Annotated in this window: 8 protein-coding genes; 5 read left to right on the forward strand and 3 right to left on the reverse strand. The window is 67.3% G+C overall.

Annotated features, from left to right (window positions below):
- Window positions 1–36 precede the first annotated feature (36 nt).
- The 3 genes from ACMGER_RS08480 to ACMGER_RS08490 are packed head-to-tail and all read right to left on the reverse strand — an operon-like array spanning window position 37 to window position 6021.
- Window positions 37–2124 (reverse strand): glycoside hydrolase family 2 protein, encoded by a 2088-nt coding sequence (locus ACMGER_RS08480; RefSeq protein ID WP_436811718.1) that lies wholly within the window; start codon window positions 2122–2124, stop codon window positions 37–39.
- Window positions 2125–2152: 28 nt separating this feature from the next.
- Window positions 2153–3787, reverse strand: coding sequence for a DUF5597 domain-containing protein (locus ACMGER_RS08485; RefSeq protein WP_436811719.1), 1635 nt, complete (start codon window positions 3785–3787; stop codon window positions 2153–2155).
- Window positions 3784–6021 (reverse strand): WD40/YVTN/BNR-like repeat-containing protein, encoded by a 2238-nt coding sequence (locus ACMGER_RS08490; RefSeq protein WP_436811720.1) that lies wholly within the window; start codon window positions 6019–6021, stop codon window positions 3784–3786. The genes ACMGER_RS08485 and ACMGER_RS08490 overlap by 4 nt, the downstream gene beginning before the upstream one ends.
- A gap of 133 nt (window positions 6022–6154) precedes the next feature.
- Here ACMGER_RS08490 and ACMGER_RS08495 point away from each other — a divergent pair, with 133 nt between their 5' ends.
- From ACMGER_RS08495 to ACMGER_RS08515, 5 genes are all read left to right on the forward strand, one after another.
- The gene (locus tag ACMGER_RS08495) at window positions 6155–8485 is read left to right on the forward strand and encodes a glycoside hydrolase family 31 protein (RefSeq protein WP_436811721.1); all 2331 of its coding nucleotides are present in this window, start codon (window positions 6155–6157) and stop codon (window positions 8483–8485) included.
- A gap of 309 nt (window positions 8486–8794) precedes the next feature.
- A complete protein-coding gene (locus ACMGER_RS08500) occupies window positions 8795–11863 on the forward strand; it encodes a TonB-dependent receptor (protein ID WP_436811722.1) in 3069 nt (1022 codons plus the stop codon).
- A 66-nt stretch (window positions 11864–11929) separates the two neighbouring features.
- A complete protein-coding gene (locus tag ACMGER_RS08505; RefSeq protein WP_436811723.1) occupies window positions 11930–13483 on the forward strand; it encodes a tryptophan halogenase family protein in 1554 nt (517 codons plus the stop codon).
- Window positions 13480–15021 carry a tryptophan halogenase family protein gene (locus ACMGER_RS08510; RefSeq protein ID WP_436811724.1) on the forward strand — a complete coding sequence of 514 codons (1542 nt, stop codon included), beginning with the start codon at window positions 13480–13482 and terminating at the stop codon, window positions 15019–15021. Before ACMGER_RS08505 ends, ACMGER_RS08510 begins: the two co-directional genes overlap by 4 nt.
- Window positions 15022–15038: 17 nt before the next feature.
- A complete protein-coding gene (locus tag ACMGER_RS08515) occupies window positions 15039–16649 on the forward strand; it encodes a DUF5597 domain-containing protein (protein WP_436811725.1) in 1611 nt (536 codons plus the stop codon).
- The last annotated feature ends 2 nt before the right edge of the window (window positions 16650–16651 follow it).

Consider the following 16651-nt stretch of genomic DNA (forward strand, 5'->3'; position numbering starts at 1 on the left):
CATGACGTTTGAACGTCGGGAAAAAGTCGCCGTCGTTTATCTGATGGCTCCTGGCGGCGGCAGTCGGATGGACGCCGCCGGATCGTATGTCCATTGCGCCTGGTCACGAAGCCCGCCGCCGGTCACCGTCACGACGTTCGTGCCCGGACGCAGCAGGATGTTCGACCATATCGCGACATGATCCCTGACCGCGACGCTGCCGATCTCCCTGCCGTTCAGCTGAAGCGAGACCTTCGGAAGGTTGGTATAGACCTTGACGTCGACGGCAGCGCGCGTGCGATAGACGTGGCGGCTGTCGGCGAGGTGCAGCACCGGCTGCCTTGACCAGTTCGCCTGATACCAGAAATAGGCGTCCTTGCGGACGGCTCGGTCATAGGTGACCAGCCCCTTGTCGTTGATGCCGTCGCGGTCGCCCTCGCTGCGGCCGTCGGATGCGAGATCGAAGGCGACCCATATGAAGGAGCCCCACAGAAAGGGCAGGTTCGCGATCCCGCGCCAGTTCCGCTCGTGATAGAGCGCCTGATATTGCTCGGGATGCCATGGCCCGGCGGGGACGGGCGGCCCGGGATCGCTTTCCTGGTGCCGGATGCTCCCGCCGGCGCCATATTCGCTGACGGCGACCGGCCGATCGGGGAATCGGGCGTGGAAACCGCGTGCCCATTCGCCGAGCGTGCCCTTCTGATCCGGATACCAGCCGAAATAGCGGTTGAACGCGCCCAGATCGGAGATCAGCGCCTTGGGCGCGTCATCCGCCTGGCAGCAATGGGCATAGGCGGTCGGCCGCGACGGATCGGCGGCCGCGGCGGTGGCCTGCGCGGCGCGGATGACGCGCAGCACGTTGTCGCTCTCCGCATAGACTTCGTTTCCCAGGCCCCAGACCATCACCGACGGATGATTGAAGTTCTGGGCGATCAACTCGCGCATCTGCTGTTCGATGTTGCGTTCGAACGCGGCGCCCGGATCGATCACGCCGTTCAGCGGTATCTCGGTCCAGACGAGCAGGCCGCGTCGGTCCGCCTCGTCATAGGCCTGCTGGGGATGCTGGTAATGGACGAAGCGGACGCCGGTCGCACCCAGATCGGCGATGATCGCCATGTCGGCCGACACCTCCCGATCGGTAACGGCGGTGCCGCGGCCGGGCCGCTGGGCGTGGAAATAGTTGACGCCATGCACCCGATAGGGCCGGCCGTTGAGCAGCAATCCGCGGTCGGCGGTGATCCGGATCGCGCGGATGCCGAACGGCGTCTCGATCCGATCGCGCTCGCGTCCTTCGGCATCGACGATCGTCGTCACCGCCGAATAGAGATAGGGGTCGGCAACGCCGTTCCAGAGGTGCGGATCGGCGAGCGTGATTTCACCGGCGACGTCCGTGGTCGCTCCGTCCTCGACGGCCACAGCCTTGCTGACGCGCGCTACCTCCCTGCCGCCGGCGTCGCGAACGCTCGTCACGATGCTGAGGCGCGTCGGCGCCTGCCCGTCGTTGGACACCCGCGCGCGGACACGGACCTGGGCGGACCGGGCGTCCACGCGCGGCGTCGACACGTAAACGCCGGGGCCGCCGTGATCCATCATGTCGATGTGCACGAGATCGGTCGAGACCAGCGACACCGGCCGGTAGAGGCCGCCGAACACGGTAAAGTCGCCGCCGAGCGGTGCAATGTCCCGCCCCTTGCCGTTGTCGACGCGCACCGCGACCGTGTTGGCGCCGTCGGCAAGCGCGTCGGTCACGTCGAAGCGGAAGCGGGCGTAACCGCCCTCGTGCCGCCCGACCTTTCTTCCGTTCACCCAGACGTCGGCGGCGAGCGCCGCGCCGTCGAATGTCAGATAATATCGGCGGGTCGGATCCTTGCGGAACTCGGCGAGACGGGTGCGGTACCAGGCCGGACCGCGATAATAGCCTCCGCCGTCGTCGCCGTCGCTGCCGTTGAACGTGTGCGGCAGCGTGACTCGGCGCCAGTCGCCGTCATCGAAGGCGGGACGGGCGGCATCGGTGATGTCGCCTTTTGCGAACGACCAGACCGCATCGAGCGGTGTTTCGCTGCGCGGCAGCGCGGCCGCTGGCACCGCCCACGCCATCACCAGGCAGACGAACAGCAACTGTCGGAAGAACGGATGGGCAGTCATCGGGGCTCCTCGAGAGACGGGCAGGGGTTCAGCGGTAGCGCCCCATCGTCACCTTGAGCACATGGGGCCGGTCGAGGAGGTTGATCCCATAGTCGGTCTGGTCGCCGTTCCAGACCCGGCTCGCGACCCAGCGCCCCTGCTCGAACCGCCCCTCCTCCACGCTGACCACCATGGCGTTCGGTGCGGTGCCCGGCGCGGCGGCGAAGCTCAGCCGGACATGATCGCCGACCACCAGGAACGCGTCGTCGGACAGCTGCGCGACCGCGACGCCGCCGACCGGTTCGGTCGCCCAGGACGGCGGCTCGGACTTGAGCCAGGTCCAGTCCTTCTGCCCGAACTGCCATTCGCCCCAGCTCGCGGTGACGGTCCAGGCGCCCATGGTGGCCGACTGCGGCGCGTTGTCGTCGGGTTTGAATGTGCCCCAGGTCGGTCGCTCCGCCGCGATCCGCGCCCAGTCGCGCATGATCGAGGACAGCGCGGCATAAGGCAGCGCGAAGGCGTCCAGCGTCCGCTCGTCGAGCTGCTTCGCGCCGAGCGGATAGTTGTAATAACCGGTGCCGTCGACGCCGAACGGCGCGAAGCCGATCGCGCCGCGGCCGATCGCGCCGTAGAAGAAGCGCGCGAACTCCCGAGCGTTGCCGATCTCGGGGACCATCAGGGCGTTGTCGGGCCGCGCGTATTTGTCGAGATATTGGGCGACGTTGCCGCTCGCGCGGTCGTAGATGTCGGGGGCGGCGAAATCGATCGCGGGCGCTGCCGCCTTCCAGATGTCCAGCACGTCCTGCTGCGGTCCGCCGCTGGCGACGCCGGTCGGATCGGGCACGTTGGACGGCCCGGCGAGTGCCGCGTTGACGTACATCGGCAGCGGCTTCGCCGCCTTGCCGGCCGCCGCGATCTCGTTGACGTAGGCGGCGACGTGCCAGGTGTTGAACGCGCGATCGGCCTGCGCGCCGAACGCCTGGGTCCAGGTCCCGGTCTTGCCGATCCGCTTGGCCAGCGCCGCCGGGATAGGCTGTGCGAACAGCCGGTCCGCGGCGGCGCTGTAGTCGCGCGGCACGCGATAGCTGCCCACCTCGTTCTCAGGCTGCACCATGATCACGGTGTTCTGCGGATCATGGTCGCGCAGATACTCCATGACCTTGACGAAGGCGCGCTTGTCGGCCTCCAGCGTCGTACGGGCCAGCGGCGTGTGGACATAATGGTCCTTGCCGGCGCGGTCCTTCATGCGCGGGAATCGCTTGTTGTCGAGCTTGGCCCAGGCCGGCATGTAGCCGGGCGCGGTGTTCTTCCAGGTGCCGAACCAGAGCAGCACGACGCGCTTGTCGTGGGCGCGTGCCTGGTCGAGCAGCGTCTGTAGGAAGGAGAGGTCGAACCGCCCCTCCTCCGGCTCGACCTGCTGCCAGGCGATCGGGACCTCCACGGTGTTGGCGTGGATGCGATCGAGCAGCGGCCAGGCGGTGCTCAGCGGCTCGGGATAGTTGCTGGAGTTGTTGACCTGCGCGCCGAGGATCAGGAACGGCGCCCCGTCGACGATCAGCGCGTGACGGCCGTTGCGTGTGACGAGCTGGGGGATGGGGGTGGTGGCCGCGGACTGCGCGGCTGCGGGTTCAGCGAGGGCGAGGCCCAGCGCCAGCGAGAGGGTCAGCAGCTTGTTGATCGTCATTGTCCTTTCCTCCCGATCGGATCGCCGTAAACAATCCCGCGTCCATCCGTGCCGATGTAGACCCGCCCGAACCGGCGCGGATCGCCGGAGATCACGCGAAAGCGCAGGCCCCATTGGTGGCGGTCGTCGTTGATCCGTTGCCAGCGGTCGCCGCCGTCGAGCGAGCGCCAGATCGCGTAGAGCCCGTTGCGCCGACCGATCGCGTAGATCGCCGGCAGGTCGCTGCCGGGCGCGGCGTGGCCGAGCCCGTAATAGGCGCAGTCGAGGCCGATCCCCGTCCGCGTCCAGCGCTCGCCAGCATCGACCGACCGGTAGAGATCGCCGCCGACCTTCAGCCAGAGCGCGCCCGCCCGGCCCGGCGTCGCGGCCAGCGGGTTCTGCGCCTCGCGCCAGGTGACGCGGGCGCCCGACAGGTCGGCGGGCAATCCTTCGCCGCGGACGGCCTGGAAATGGCGCCCGCCGTCGTCGCTGCGCAGCATCCTGTTGGCGGCGAAGTCGCTCGCGTAGAAGCGCCGGGCATCGGCCTTATCGGCGGTGACGCGGGTGCGGCCCGGCAGCCCCTCGATCGCCTGCCAGGTGCGGCCGCGATCGGCGGTCAGCAGCGGCCGGTCGGTTTCGACGACGAAGGTCGTGCCGTCGGCCGATACGGTGATGGCCGTATCCCCGGTCTGCTCGGGGCTCGGGCTGCCGTAGGCGCGGGGTTGCGAGGGCGGCGTGGCCAGCGGCGTCCAGCTCGTCCCGCCGTCGGCGGACCAGGCCAGCGACGGGCCCGGCACGATCGGCGAGTGCGTGCTGCCGCTGCGCACCATGATCGCCGGGGCGAGTCCGGCATAGTCGAGCGTGTTGGTGTTGGTGAGATACGGATTGCGGTGCACATGCGGCGGCGAGACCGTGAGGTCGTCATGGCGGAATCCCGCGATGTCGCCGAAGCCCGAGACAAGCGGCGCGCCGCCGGTCGGGCTCACCAGGGTGATGATCGCCGTCTGCTCGATCCCCCTGGTCCACGGCCGCCACAGCATCGTCCCGCGGCGGCCGAAATCGTGCGTCGCATAGAGCGTCGCGCCGGTGACATAGGCGGCGTGACTGTCGTCGAACGGATCGATCGCCAGCCCCGCGATCCAGTGGCCGAAATCGGCCTTGCCGTCGAGGTCGAGGAACGGCGCCGCACGGACGTCGCGCTCGCTGCGGCGCCACAGCTCATCCCAGTGCTTCCCCGCGTCGGTCGAGCGCCAGACGGTGTCGATCGGCTTGTAGCGGTTGACCGTGCTGACCGCGATCACCTTCGGGTCGCGCGCGGATACCGCTACCCCCATGTAACCGCCCGGCGGCGCGCCGGCGCCGCGCTCCGGCGTCACGTCGGCCCAACGATCGACGGCAGGGTCGTAGCGCCATACGCCGCCGCGCGTGATGCCGGTCGGGCCGATGCCGTCCGACCAGGTGATGGTGAGGATGCCGTCGCGGCCGACGACTCCCTTGACCGGCAGCAGGTCGTCCGTCGGGCCGCCGGCGACAGGGGCCCAGCGGACGCCGCCGTCGTCGGAGCGGAACAGGTGCGTGCCACCGGAATCGGCGCTCGCCACGAACAGGCGTCCGCGGTGCATGGGGTCGAACAGCACGAACGAGAGCCCGCCGTTGGTCGCGCGGCGCTCGGCCGGCCGGCCGCGGCCCGGTCGCGGAAAGCTCGCCACCTGCTTCCAATGCGCGCCGGCATCGTCGCTGCGCCATAGCCCGTCATGCCGCGATCCGAAGAACAGCGTCTCGTGCCGATGGGGGTCGACCGCCAGTCGTTCGCCGAGGCCGCGGCCGTCTTCGTTGCCGCCCATGGCGAACGGCACGGACACGATACGCCAATGCGCCCCGCGATCCCCGGATCGGAAGATCGCCGCCTCGCCGCGCTTGCTCATTCCCGCCGCCAGATAGACGACGTCGGGGTCGACCGGATCGGGGGCGATGCTCTCGATCCCCATGTAGCTCGAGATCGCCTGATCGTCCTGGAGGGGAATCCAGCGCCCTGCCTTGGCGTCCCAGCGATAGGCGCCGCCCATGTCGGTGCGCAGGTACGCCAGTCCCGGTTCGATCGGGCTGAACACGATCCCGGGTGCAAAGCCACCGCCGCCGACCGCGGCGTTGCGCCAGTTGTAGGGCACCGATTCGACCAGCTCGGGCGAGGCTTGGACGGCCGTGACGGCCAGCAGGATTCCCGCCCCCATCGCGAAGGCAAACCGCCCCTTCATTTGCGTCTTCCTCTCCGTTCCCCCGCCGCGCCTTGACGGTGCGCGGACAGGTAGGATAGCGCTAACACACCGAAAGAGGAAAGGGGCGTTGCGACCAAAGTCGTGCTCCGGCGATCCGCATAGGGGAGATGTCATGAAGTTGCGCCGCATCCTTGTTGCCAGCACGATCCTCGCGGTCGCCAGCCCCGCCGCTGCGCAGTCGCTGGGCACGGTCGACCGCCACGGCAGCATCGTCGCGGTCGAGCCCTATGCGCCCAACATCGTTCATGTGACGATCGCGCTCGATCCCAAGGAGGTCGCGGCAGGCGCGGGTTATGGCATCAGGGCCAAGCCCGACATGGGCGGGTGGACCCATCGCGCCGATGCCGAGGGCGACACCTACAGCTCCTCGGCGCTGTCGGTCACGGTCGCGGCGCAACCCTGGCCCAAGCCGCCCACGCAGATGCAGCGCTATTTCGCGCCGTCGCTCCCGCCCGTCTCGATCGTGATTCGCGGCGCCGACGGACGCGAGGTCACCCGGATGGGTGGCTGGGAGATGGCGCCCCACGAGGTGAACGGCGAGGCGACCTTCCGCGTCGGCGCGAGCTTCGGCGATACGCCCGGCACGCACTACTACGGCCTCGGCCAGAATCAGGAAGGCATCCTCGACCTTCGCGGACGCACGATCGATTGCCGTCACTATTACGACGCTCCGGCCGGCGAGACGGTGTGCGTCCCGTTCCTGGTGACGGACAAGGGCTATGGGATCGTGTGGGACAACCCTTCGGTGACCACCGTCTCCCCCGGCCTGCACAACCGCACGCATTTCCAGTCGGAGGTGGGGGAGCGCGTCTCCTTCTTTGTCATCACCGGCAAGTCCGCCGACGATCTCTACGCGGGCTATGCCAAGCTGACCGGCACGACGCCGCTGCCGCCCAAGGCCGCCTTCGGGCTCATCCAGTCGAAGGCGCGATACGAGAGCCAGGCTGAGCTGCTCGGCATCGCCGAGGGGTATCGCAAGCGGGGCTATCCGCTCGACGTGATGGTGCTCGACTGGTTCTCCTGGACGCGGATGGGGCAGCTCGACATCGACCGCGCTGCCTTCCCCGATCCCGCGGCGATGAACCGGCAGCTGCACGACGCCGGGATGCACTCGATCCTCTCGGTATGGCCGCGGTTCGAGCGCGAGAGCCGCTATTACGACATGCTCGCCGCGCGCGGGTGGTTCCTCAAGAACAAGGACGGCGATCCGGTCGACGGCCTACCGGTGCGGTCCGATCGCGCCGGCGCGCTGCTCGACAGCACCAATCCCGAGGCGCGTGGCTGGTTCTGGGGGAAGATCCGCGACAATCTGGCGAGCCAGGGCTTCGACTGGTTCTGGCTCGACGAGACCGAGCCCGATCTCGTTCCGTCCGGATATTTCTATTCGGTCGGGTCGGGCGATCGCTACTTCAATCTCTATCCGCTGGTCCACACCGCGGGCGTGGCCGAGGGATCGGCGAAGGACCGGCCGGGCTTCCGGAACCTGATCCTCGCCCGCGCGGCCTATCTCGGGGCGCAGGCGTCCGGGGCGATCTTCTGGACCTCCGACGTCCAGTCCACCTGGGAGGCGTTGCGGCGGCAGGTTCCCGCCAACCTCAACATGGCGGCGAGCGGTATCGCCTATACCAGCAGCGACACGGGCGGCTGGCAGTGGCCGAACGGGCCCGAGGCGCAGCGGCCGGTGCTGGTCGATCCGGCGGGGGCAACGGCGATGGCTGCCTCCTATCGCGATTACCCCGAGCTGTTCGTCCGCTGGTTCCAGCTCAACACCTTCACGCCGACGCTGCGCATCCACGGGCAGCGTCCCGCGACCGCGATCTGGGAATATGGCAAGGCGGCGGAGCCGATCCTCGCCGATTTCCTCAAGCTCAGGTATCGGCTCATGCCCTATCTCTATTCGCTCGGGTACGGGACCTATCGCACCGGCGCGCCGTTCATGCGCGCGCTGTTCATGGACTTTCCCGGCGATCCCAACGTCGCTGCGATATCCGACCAATATATGTTCGGGCCGGCCTTCCTGGTCGCGCCGGTGCTCGATCAGGGCGTGACCGGCCGCCGCGTCTATCTGCCTGCAGGAACCGATTGGTACGACTGGTGGACCGATGAGCGGCATTCGGGCGGACAGTGGATCGAGGCGGCGGCGCCGATCGATCGCATTCCGCTATTCGTCCGCGCCGGATCGATCGTGCCGCTCGGCGCCGACGTGCCGAACACCGGAGTGCGCCAGCCGCTGAGCGAGATCCGAGTCTATCCGGGGGCGAACGCGATCTTCACGATCTACGACGACGATGGTGTGACGAACGATTATCGGAACGGCGCGGGCCGATCCGCCGACCTCAAGTGGAACGACGACGCGAAGCGGCTGACCGGCTCCGGCAAGCTGCCGACCGGGCAGAGTGTCGATTCGCTGGTGCGGATTATGGGAACGGGACCCGGCCGGTAGTTGCCGGCAGGCCGCGCGCGCCAGAAGATTCAAAGCCAGGTCTGAACCCTAGGTTAGCGTCAACACTTGCGTTGCTAATCAGTGTCGGCATTCGTTATCGTCCTGGCGAGCGGCGGTGGTAGCGCGGCTACAAATGTAGTCGATAAGTCAACGACTTCCCTAGACCCTTACCCGAAATTGCATGGGCAATATCGCTATTGCCAGCCGCGAACCGCAGGAATAATAAGATCAGTGTGAGCGCTCACACACCTAGAGATGTGGGGCCAAGCGGACAGGCCATGTTCGCATATCGGGAGAGGGGATCGAAAGATGACAGCTACGCATCGGCAGAAGGGGCGTCAGGTGGCCAGGCGCGGTGTTTCACTCGTCGCAATGGCCGTGATGGGCGTTGCGTCGCCAGCCTGGGCCGCGGCTCCGGACGAAGCGACGGCCGCGAACCGGGCTCAGGATTCGTCGCAGGCCGATCCGAATGGTCCCGCGCAAACTGACCAGCAGAGAAATTCGACCAACGCTGACATCGTTGTCACCGGGCGCCGCGCCGCGCTGGAAGCCGCCGACGAGCGCAAGCGCCGGAGCGAGACCATCATCGACTCGGTCGTCGCCGACGACGCCGGCAAGCTGCCCGACAATTCGATTACCGAGGTGCTGCAGCGCGTCTCGGGCGTCACCATCGTGCGCTTCGGCGCGCTGAACGACCCCGATCACTATTCGGTCGAGGGGACGGGCATCCAGATCCGTGGTCTGACCGGCGTCGCCTCGCGCCTCAACGGCCGCGAGATCTTCAGCGCGAACAACGGACGTTCGCTGCAATTCGCCGACGTCACTCCCGAGCTGATGGCGGCGGTCGACGTGTACAAGGCCTCGACCGCGGACCTGATCGAAGGCGGCACGGGCGGCCAGATCGACCTGCGCACCAAGGTGCCGTTCGATTACAGGGACGAGCGCTTCCACGTCGCCGCGACCGGCGACCTCAGCATGGGCGACCTCGCGCGCAAGGCCGATGCTTCGGGCTCCATCCTGGTCAGCAAACGCTGGTCGACCCCGATCGGCGACATCGGCTTTCTCGGTGACCTGGCGTACAGCCGCCTTAGCTCCAACTCGCACTTCTTCCGCGTGGAGCCCTATTTCCGGCAGAGCATCTCGGGCACCGACTATTATATCCCGGGCGGCTACACCTATGGCGAGGAGCAGTTCCAGCGCACCCGCACCGGCATCTACGGCGCGGTGCAATGGGCGCCGTCGGATTCGCTGACCTTCACCGGCACCTTCTTCCAGTCGCGCTACAAGAACCGGTCGGGCGACTGGGGAGCGTTCGTGCAGTCGCAGACGATGGCCGTCGATCCGGCGAACAGCGAGTTCGACGAGAACAACATGCTGATCTCGACGCCGCTGCTGTTCAATCGCGATCAATCGACCTTCCTGCCGAGCGGTCAGACCACGACCGGCGGCAACAAGGGCGCCTATGCCAGCAGGACGACCACCAAGGACTATTCGCTGAGCTTTGACTGGTCGCCGGCGGATAGTCCGCTGTCCGTCAAGGGCGCCCTTCAGCGCGTCGATTCGACCCAGATCTCCGATCGTATGGACGTGTTCCGTGACGTCCCGTTCCCGGCGGGCTTCGGCTTCGACCTGAGCGGCGACCTGCCGGTCGTCACCATGCCCGCGGGTTCGCAGGCGAGATTCGACAATCCCGCCAGCTATTTCTGGACGGCATCGATGCCGCACAACGAGGACAACAGCGGACGGCTCGACTCGGCGAACCTCGATCTCGAATACAAGTTCGAAGACAGCTTCTTCAGGTCGATCAAGATCGGCGGCCGTGCCGCCAGGCGGACCGAGCGCGACTACAACAACGGCTTCAACTGGGCGGCGCTGGGCCGCGGCTGGAACGGCGATCCGCAGCTGACCTATGCCAATGCCGCGCCGGGCGACGTCGAGCTCCACGTCTTCAAGAACTTCTTCCATGGCCAGGCGGCGTTGCCGGCGAACCTGATGTTCCCGACCGACGCGCTCGTCCGCCGCTTCGACCGCGCGCAGTTGACTGCGCCGCCGCCGGCGGGCTTCTGCGGCCTGCCGCCGACCGATACGGCCCCGAACCCCCTTTGGAACGATTGTTCGGCGGCCGGTCCGCTGCCGCAGACGGGTTACGGCGGCGCTTCAGGCATCCGGCCGATCGGCTTCGTGCTGCCGATCGATCGTGTGGACAACGAGACCAGGACCATCGCCGGCTATGCGCTCGCGCGGTTCGGGTCCGAGAGCCTTGGGCTTTCCGGCAATGTGGGCGCGCGCGTCGTCCATATCAGGAACAAGGGTAGCGGCTTCGTCCAGCAGAATGCCGCGGAGTTCATCCGCAACGGCCAGACGCAGACGCTCATCAACGTAGCGGTCCCGCGCGGCGGCAAGGCGTCGTTCACCCGCGTCCTGCCGTCGATCAACTTCGACTATGCGCTGGCCGACAACGCCAAGATCCGCTTCGGATACAACATCACCCTGGATCTGCCGACGTTCCAGGCGTTGCGCGCGTCGGGTTCGATCGGTGCGGCGACGATCGGCAATCCCACCCCCGGGCTTCCGAACATCTTCACCAACTTCACCGCCGATACGGGCAACCCGCTCCTCAAGCCGGCCCTGTCGAACAACTTCGACCTGTCATTCGAATATTATCCCAGCGCCGGCACGTCCTTCCACCTGGCGCCGTTCTACAAGCGCCTGACGAACCTGCCGATCTATTCGCTGACGCAGCGGGAGGTGACGTTCGTCTTCGCGAACGGAGCCACCGAGACGGCGACCGTCGCCGCGACCGACTATATCAACTCGCCCAGGGCGGCGACGGTCAAGGGCTTCGAAATCGGCGGCCGCATCTTCTTCGACATGCTGCCGGGATTGCTCAGTGGGTTCGGTTTCGAGGGCAACTACACCTTCGTCGACAGCAGGAATCCGGGAGACCTGTATCGCGACATCAACGGCGTGATCCACAGCGACGCGCCGCTGGTCGGATTGTCCAGGCACAACTTCAACGCGGTGCTGTTGTACGAGCGCAAGACCGTCTCGGCTCGTATCGCCTATTCCTGGCGATCGCGCTATCTGCAGTCGACCAACAGCAACGGCACCAATCCGACCTATCAATATTACGCCAGTCCAGGTGTCGCTACGCCCACGCAGATCGCCCTGCCGATCTATGGCGCCAGCTACGGGCAGCTGGAGGCCGGCATCAGGTTCAGGGTTACCGAGAACTTCTCGTTCAACGTCCAGGGAACGAACCTGACCAATTCGATGCAGCGCACGTTGATGGGCGGCTATCCCGGTGGCAAGCTGGTCGGGCGCAGCTGGTTCCAGAGCGATCGGCGCATCAGCACGGGAATCAGCCTGGCGTTCTAGAAAAAGGGGGCCGGCCACCGGAAGGCCCCCCTGCCGGTGGCCGGGTATCGCTGAGGCACGGATGTGATGGCGAAACGCGTTCTGATCGTGGGCGGCGGCACGGCGGGCTGGCTGACCGCGGGCTATCTGGCGAAGCGGCTGAGCGCCGACCTGCCCGGCGGCGTCTCGATCCGGCTGGTCGAATCGCAGGCGATCGGCATCCTCGGAGTCGGGGAGGGGACCTTTCCGACCATCCGCCGCACGCTGGCCACGATCGGCGTCGACGAGGCCGAGATGGTGCGGCGGTGCGGCGCTACCTTCAAGCAGGGCGCCAAGTTCGTCCACTGGCGCCGTCCGCCCAGCAAGGGCGGCCCGGACCATTATCTCCATTCCTTCCAAGTGACGGAGGACCATAACGGGTTGGACCTTCTCCCCTATTGGCTGCTCGGCGTTGCGGGCGACCAGAACTGGGACGAGGTCAACACGCCGCAGAAGAAGGCGGCGGACGCGCATCGCGCGCCCAAGCTGCCGTCGCACCCGGACTTCGTCGGGCCGCTCAACTACGCCTTCCACTTCGATGCGGTCACGCTCGCGGAGCTGTTGCGCGACCAGGGAATCGCGAACGGGGTGCGGCATCTCGTCGACACCGTCACCGAAGTGCTGGTGGACGGCGAGGGGAGCATCGCGGGTGTGCGGACCGAGGCGAACGGCCTGCTCGATGCCGATCTCTACATCGATTGCACGGGCTTTCGCGCCGAGCTGATCGGCAAGGCGCTCGGTATGCCCTACCGGTCGTGCCGCAAGGTGCTGTTCTGCGACAGCGCGGTCGCTATGCAGGTGCCCTATCCGCAGCCGGACCATCCGATCGCCTCCTATACCATCTCGACCGCGCAGGAGGCCGGCTGGACCTGGGACATCGGCCTCGACAAGCGCCGCGGCACCGGCCACGTCTATTCCTCCAATCACACCGACGACGCGCAGGCCGAAGCATTGCTGCGCGCCTACAACGGCCCGGCGGCGGAGGGGCTTGAGGTTCGCAAGTTCCGTTTCGACGCCGGCTATCGCGAGACCAGCTGGCACAAGAACTGTGTCGCGATCGGCCTCTCCAGCGGGTTCTTCGAGCCGCTCGAGTCGACGGGGATCATCCTGTCTGAGGTCGCGGCGGCCATGGTCGCCAATCTCTTTCCCTGGGGCGGCGACTACGAGACCTCGGCGCGACAGTTCAACGCGATCATGCGGCGCCGCTACGAGCGCGCGCTCGACTTCATCAAGCTGCACTATTGCATCTCCGAGCGCCGCGACACCGCCTTCTGGCGCGACAATGTCGATCCTTCGACGGTTCCCGACAGCCTGCTCGAGCTGCTCGACCGCTGGCGCTTCCGTCCGCCGACGGAGATCGACATCGATACCAATATCGACATCTTCACCGAGTCGAGTTGGCAATATGTGCTCTACGGCATGGGCTGGAAGACCGACCTGAGCGTCCGCGCCGGTCTCTACCGCTATCATGACGAGGCGCGCGCGGCTTTCACCGAGATCGGCCGCCAGGCCCAGTTCGCGATTGCCAACCTTCCGTCGAACCGCGAGCTCGTCGACTATGCCCTGACGCGCGGCTTCGGGCCGCAGGTGGCCGCCGCATGACCGGCGACGGCCCGGTGCGCCCGATCACCCGGGTCGTCATCGTCGGCGGCGGCACGGCCGGCTGGATGACGGCGGCCGCACTGTCGCGGCTGACCGCCGGCGGCGTGTCGGTGACTTTGGTCGAATCCGACGAGATCGGCACCGTCGGCGTCGGCGAAGCCACCATCCCGCCGCTGCTCGATTTCAACCGCTCCCTCGGGATCGACGAGGACGCGTTCGTCCGTGCGACGCAGGCGACGTTCAAGCTGGGCATCGAGCTCGTCGGCTGGGGTAGGGAGAACGACCGCTATATCCATCCCTTCGGCACCATCGGCCGCGATGCGGAGGGGGTGGAGTTCCACCAGATCTGGCTGCGCCAGTCGCGCCTGCCCGGCGCGGCCGGCGATGTCGGGCCGATCGGCGATTATTCGCTGGCGACGGTCGCCGCGCGGATGGGAAGGTTCGCCCGCCCGTCGTCCGATCCGGCCGCGGTGCTGTCATCGCTCGGCTATGCCTTTCATTTCGACGCCGGCCTTTACGCTCGTTTCCTGCGTGGCTTCGCCGAGGAAGGCGGCGTCACGCGGATCGAAGGGAAGATCGTCGCCGTCGAGCAGCATCCGGCCAGCGGCTTCATCACCGCGGTGAGGCTGGAGGACGGCCGGGCGATCGGCGGCGAGCTCTTCGTCGATTGCAGCGGATTCAGATCGATGCTGCTCGGCGGAACGCTGGGCATACCTTACCGCAGCTGGCAGCACTGGCTGCCGTGCGACCGCGCCATCGCTGCACCGAGCGCGCGTTCGGGGACGCCGCCGCCCTATACCCAGGCCACGGCGGGCAAGGCCGGATGGCGCTGGCGCATTCCACTGCAGCATCGCGTGGGCAACGGACATGTCTATTCGAGCGCGCATATCGGCGACGCGGAGGCGGAGCGGGCGCTGCTCGAAGAGCTGGACGGCGCGCCGACGGCGGAGCCGCGCCAGCTGCGCTTCGTCGCCGGACGGCGTGAGCGCCTGTGGGACAGGAACTGCGTCGCGATCGGGCTGGCCGGCGGCTTCATCGAGCCGCTGGAGTCGACCAGCATCCACCTTATCCAGTCGGGCATCACGCGCCTGATGGCGCTGTTCCCCGACAGCGGCTTCGCGCAGCGCGAGATCGACGAATACAATCGCTGGCTGGTCCGCGAATATGAGCAGGTGCGCGACTTCGTCGTGCTTCACTATCACGCGACCGAGCGCGACGATTCCGATTTCTGGAACGACTGCCGCGCGATGCCGATTCCCGACAGTCTGGCGGCGCGGCTCGAGCTGTGGCGCGGCAAGGCGCGGATCTTCCGCGAGCAGGGGGACCTGTTCACCGAGGACAGCTGGATCGCGGTGCTGATCGGACAGAATGTGATTCCCCAATCCTTCGACCCGCTGGTCCACGCCCTGCCGGTCGCGGAGAGCGCGCGCTTCCTGCAGCACCTGCGCCAGATCATCGGCCAGACCGCCGCGGCGATGCCGACGCACGAGGATTTCATCGTCCGCCATTGCGCCGCCACGAAGCGGGAAGCCGCATGAAAGCTCGATATCGGCCGATGAGGTCGCACCCTATTCTATGCCTGATCCTGTCGCTGCTCGCGCTGGCGGCGCCGTCGGCTCCGGCGCAGACGCAGGTTCAGCCGATCCCGAAGATCGTGTCCAAGGACGGCCGCCACGCGCTCCTGGTCGACGGCAAGCCCTTCTTTGTCATCGGCGCGCAGGCGCACAATTCGAGCGCCTGGCCGGCGATGCTGCCGAAAGTGTGGCCGGCGATGAGGTATCTCGGCGTCAACACCGTCGAGCTGCCGGTGTATTGGGAGCAGATCGAGCCGCAGCCCGGCCGGTTCGATTTCGGTGTGGTCGACACGCTGATCGCCGAGGCGCGCCGGAACGACGTCCGGCTGGTGCTGCTGTGGTTCGGCACATGGAAGAACGGCAGCGCCCACTACCGGCCCGAATGGATGAAGCGCCAGCCGGAGCGCTTTCCCAACATCGTCGGCCGCGACGGCAAGGCGGTCGATTCGCCTTCGCCGCACTCGAAGGACGCGCTCGAAGCCGACATCAAGGCTTTCTCCGCCTTCATGCGGCACCTGCGTCAGGCGGATCCGCAGCGCACGGTGATCATGGTCCAGGTCCAGAACGAGCCGGGCAGCTGGGGATCGGTGCGTGACTTCTCGCCGGCCGCAGAGCGGCTGTTCCGGGCACCGGTGCCCGAGCAGCTGCTGCGCGCCATCGGACGCGCCGGCGATCGCGGGAAGAGCTGGCCGGCCGTATTCGGCGACGATGCCGACGAGACCTTCCACGCCTGGTCGATCGCGCATTACATCGAGCAGGTCGCCGCCGCGGGAAAGGCGATCTATCCGCTGCCGCTCTATACCAACGCCGCTCTCAAAGACCCGCTGCAGACCGGCCGCACGCCCGCCTATGAGTTCGGCGGGCCGACCCACAATATGCTGCACGTCTGGAAGGCGGTGGCGCCGTCGCTCGACCTGCTCGCGCCCGACATCTACCAGCCGCCCGCGAAGGTCCTCGCGGTGATGGATCAGTATCGCCGGCCGGACAATCCGCTGTTCATCCCGGAAACGATCCCCGCCGCTCCCTATGCGCGCTTCTTCTACGCGGCGGTCGCCAGGGGAGCGATCGGCTACGCCCCCTTCGGCGTCGACTATATCGCGCTCGCCGCCGATCCGCCGGGTGCGGCGCGGCTTAGCGAAGCCGACCTGCAGCAGCTGGCGATGAGCTATCGCACCGTCGGACCGATGATGCGCGAGATGGCGCAGTGGGCGTTCGAGGATAGGGTTCACGCCGCCATCGAGACGGAGGACAAGGCGCAGCCGGAAATCGGCCTGGGCCGCTGGAAGGCCAAGGTTCGGTTCGGGGTGGCCATGCGCGGCGACGCGAACGGGAATGAAACGCCGATCGGGCGCGTGCTGGTGGCGCAGCTCGGGCCGGACGAGTTCATCGTCACCGGCTTCTACGCCAACGTGCGGTTCGAGCCCGCCGGCAAGGATGCCGGCCGCCCCTGGGAATTCCTGAAGGTGGAGGAAGGGCAGTTCGCCGACGGACGTTTCCAGCCCATCCGCATCTGGAACGGGGATGAGACCGACTGGGGCCTCAACTTCGTCTCGGCTTCCCAGGTCCTTCGGGTGAGACTGGCCACGCGATAGGT

The organism is Sphingomonas astragali, from assembly GCF_051400615.1.
GTDB lineage: Bacteria > Pseudomonadota > Alphaproteobacteria > Sphingomonadales > Sphingomonadaceae > Sphingomonas.

Bases quoted from the DNA above. Each gene is read 5' to 3' on its own strand.
- ACMGER_RS08515 (WP_436811725.1), top strand. From the start codon at position 15,039: ATGAGGTCGCACCCTATTCTATGCCTGATCCTGTCGCTGCTCGCGCTG.
- ACMGER_RS08510 (WP_436811724.1), top strand. From the start codon at position 13,480: ATGACCGGCGACGGCCCGGTGCGCCCGATCACCCGGGTCGTCATCGTC.
- ACMGER_RS08500 (WP_436811722.1), top strand. From the start codon at position 8,795: ATGACAGCTACGCATCGGCAGAAGGGGCGTCAGGTGGCCAGGCGCGGT.
- ACMGER_RS08505 (WP_436811723.1), top strand. From the start codon at position 11,930: ATGGCGAAACGCGTTCTGATCGTGGGCGGCGGCACGGCGGGCTGGCTG.
- ACMGER_RS08480 (WP_436811718.1), bottom strand. From the start codon at position 2,124: ATGACTGCCCATCCGTTCTTCCGACAGTTGCTGTTCGTCTGCCTGGTG.
- ACMGER_RS08490 (WP_436811720.1), bottom strand. From the start codon at position 6,021: ATGAAGGGGCGGTTTGCCTTCGCGATGGGGGCGGGAATCCTGCTGGCC.
- ACMGER_RS08485 (WP_436811719.1), bottom strand. From the start codon at position 3,787: ATGACGATCAACAAGCTGCTGACCCTCTCGCTGGCGCTGGGCCTCGCC.
- ACMGER_RS08495 (WP_436811721.1), top strand. From the start codon at position 6,155: ATGAAGTTGCGCCGCATCCTTGTTGCCAGCACGATCCTCGCGGTCGCC.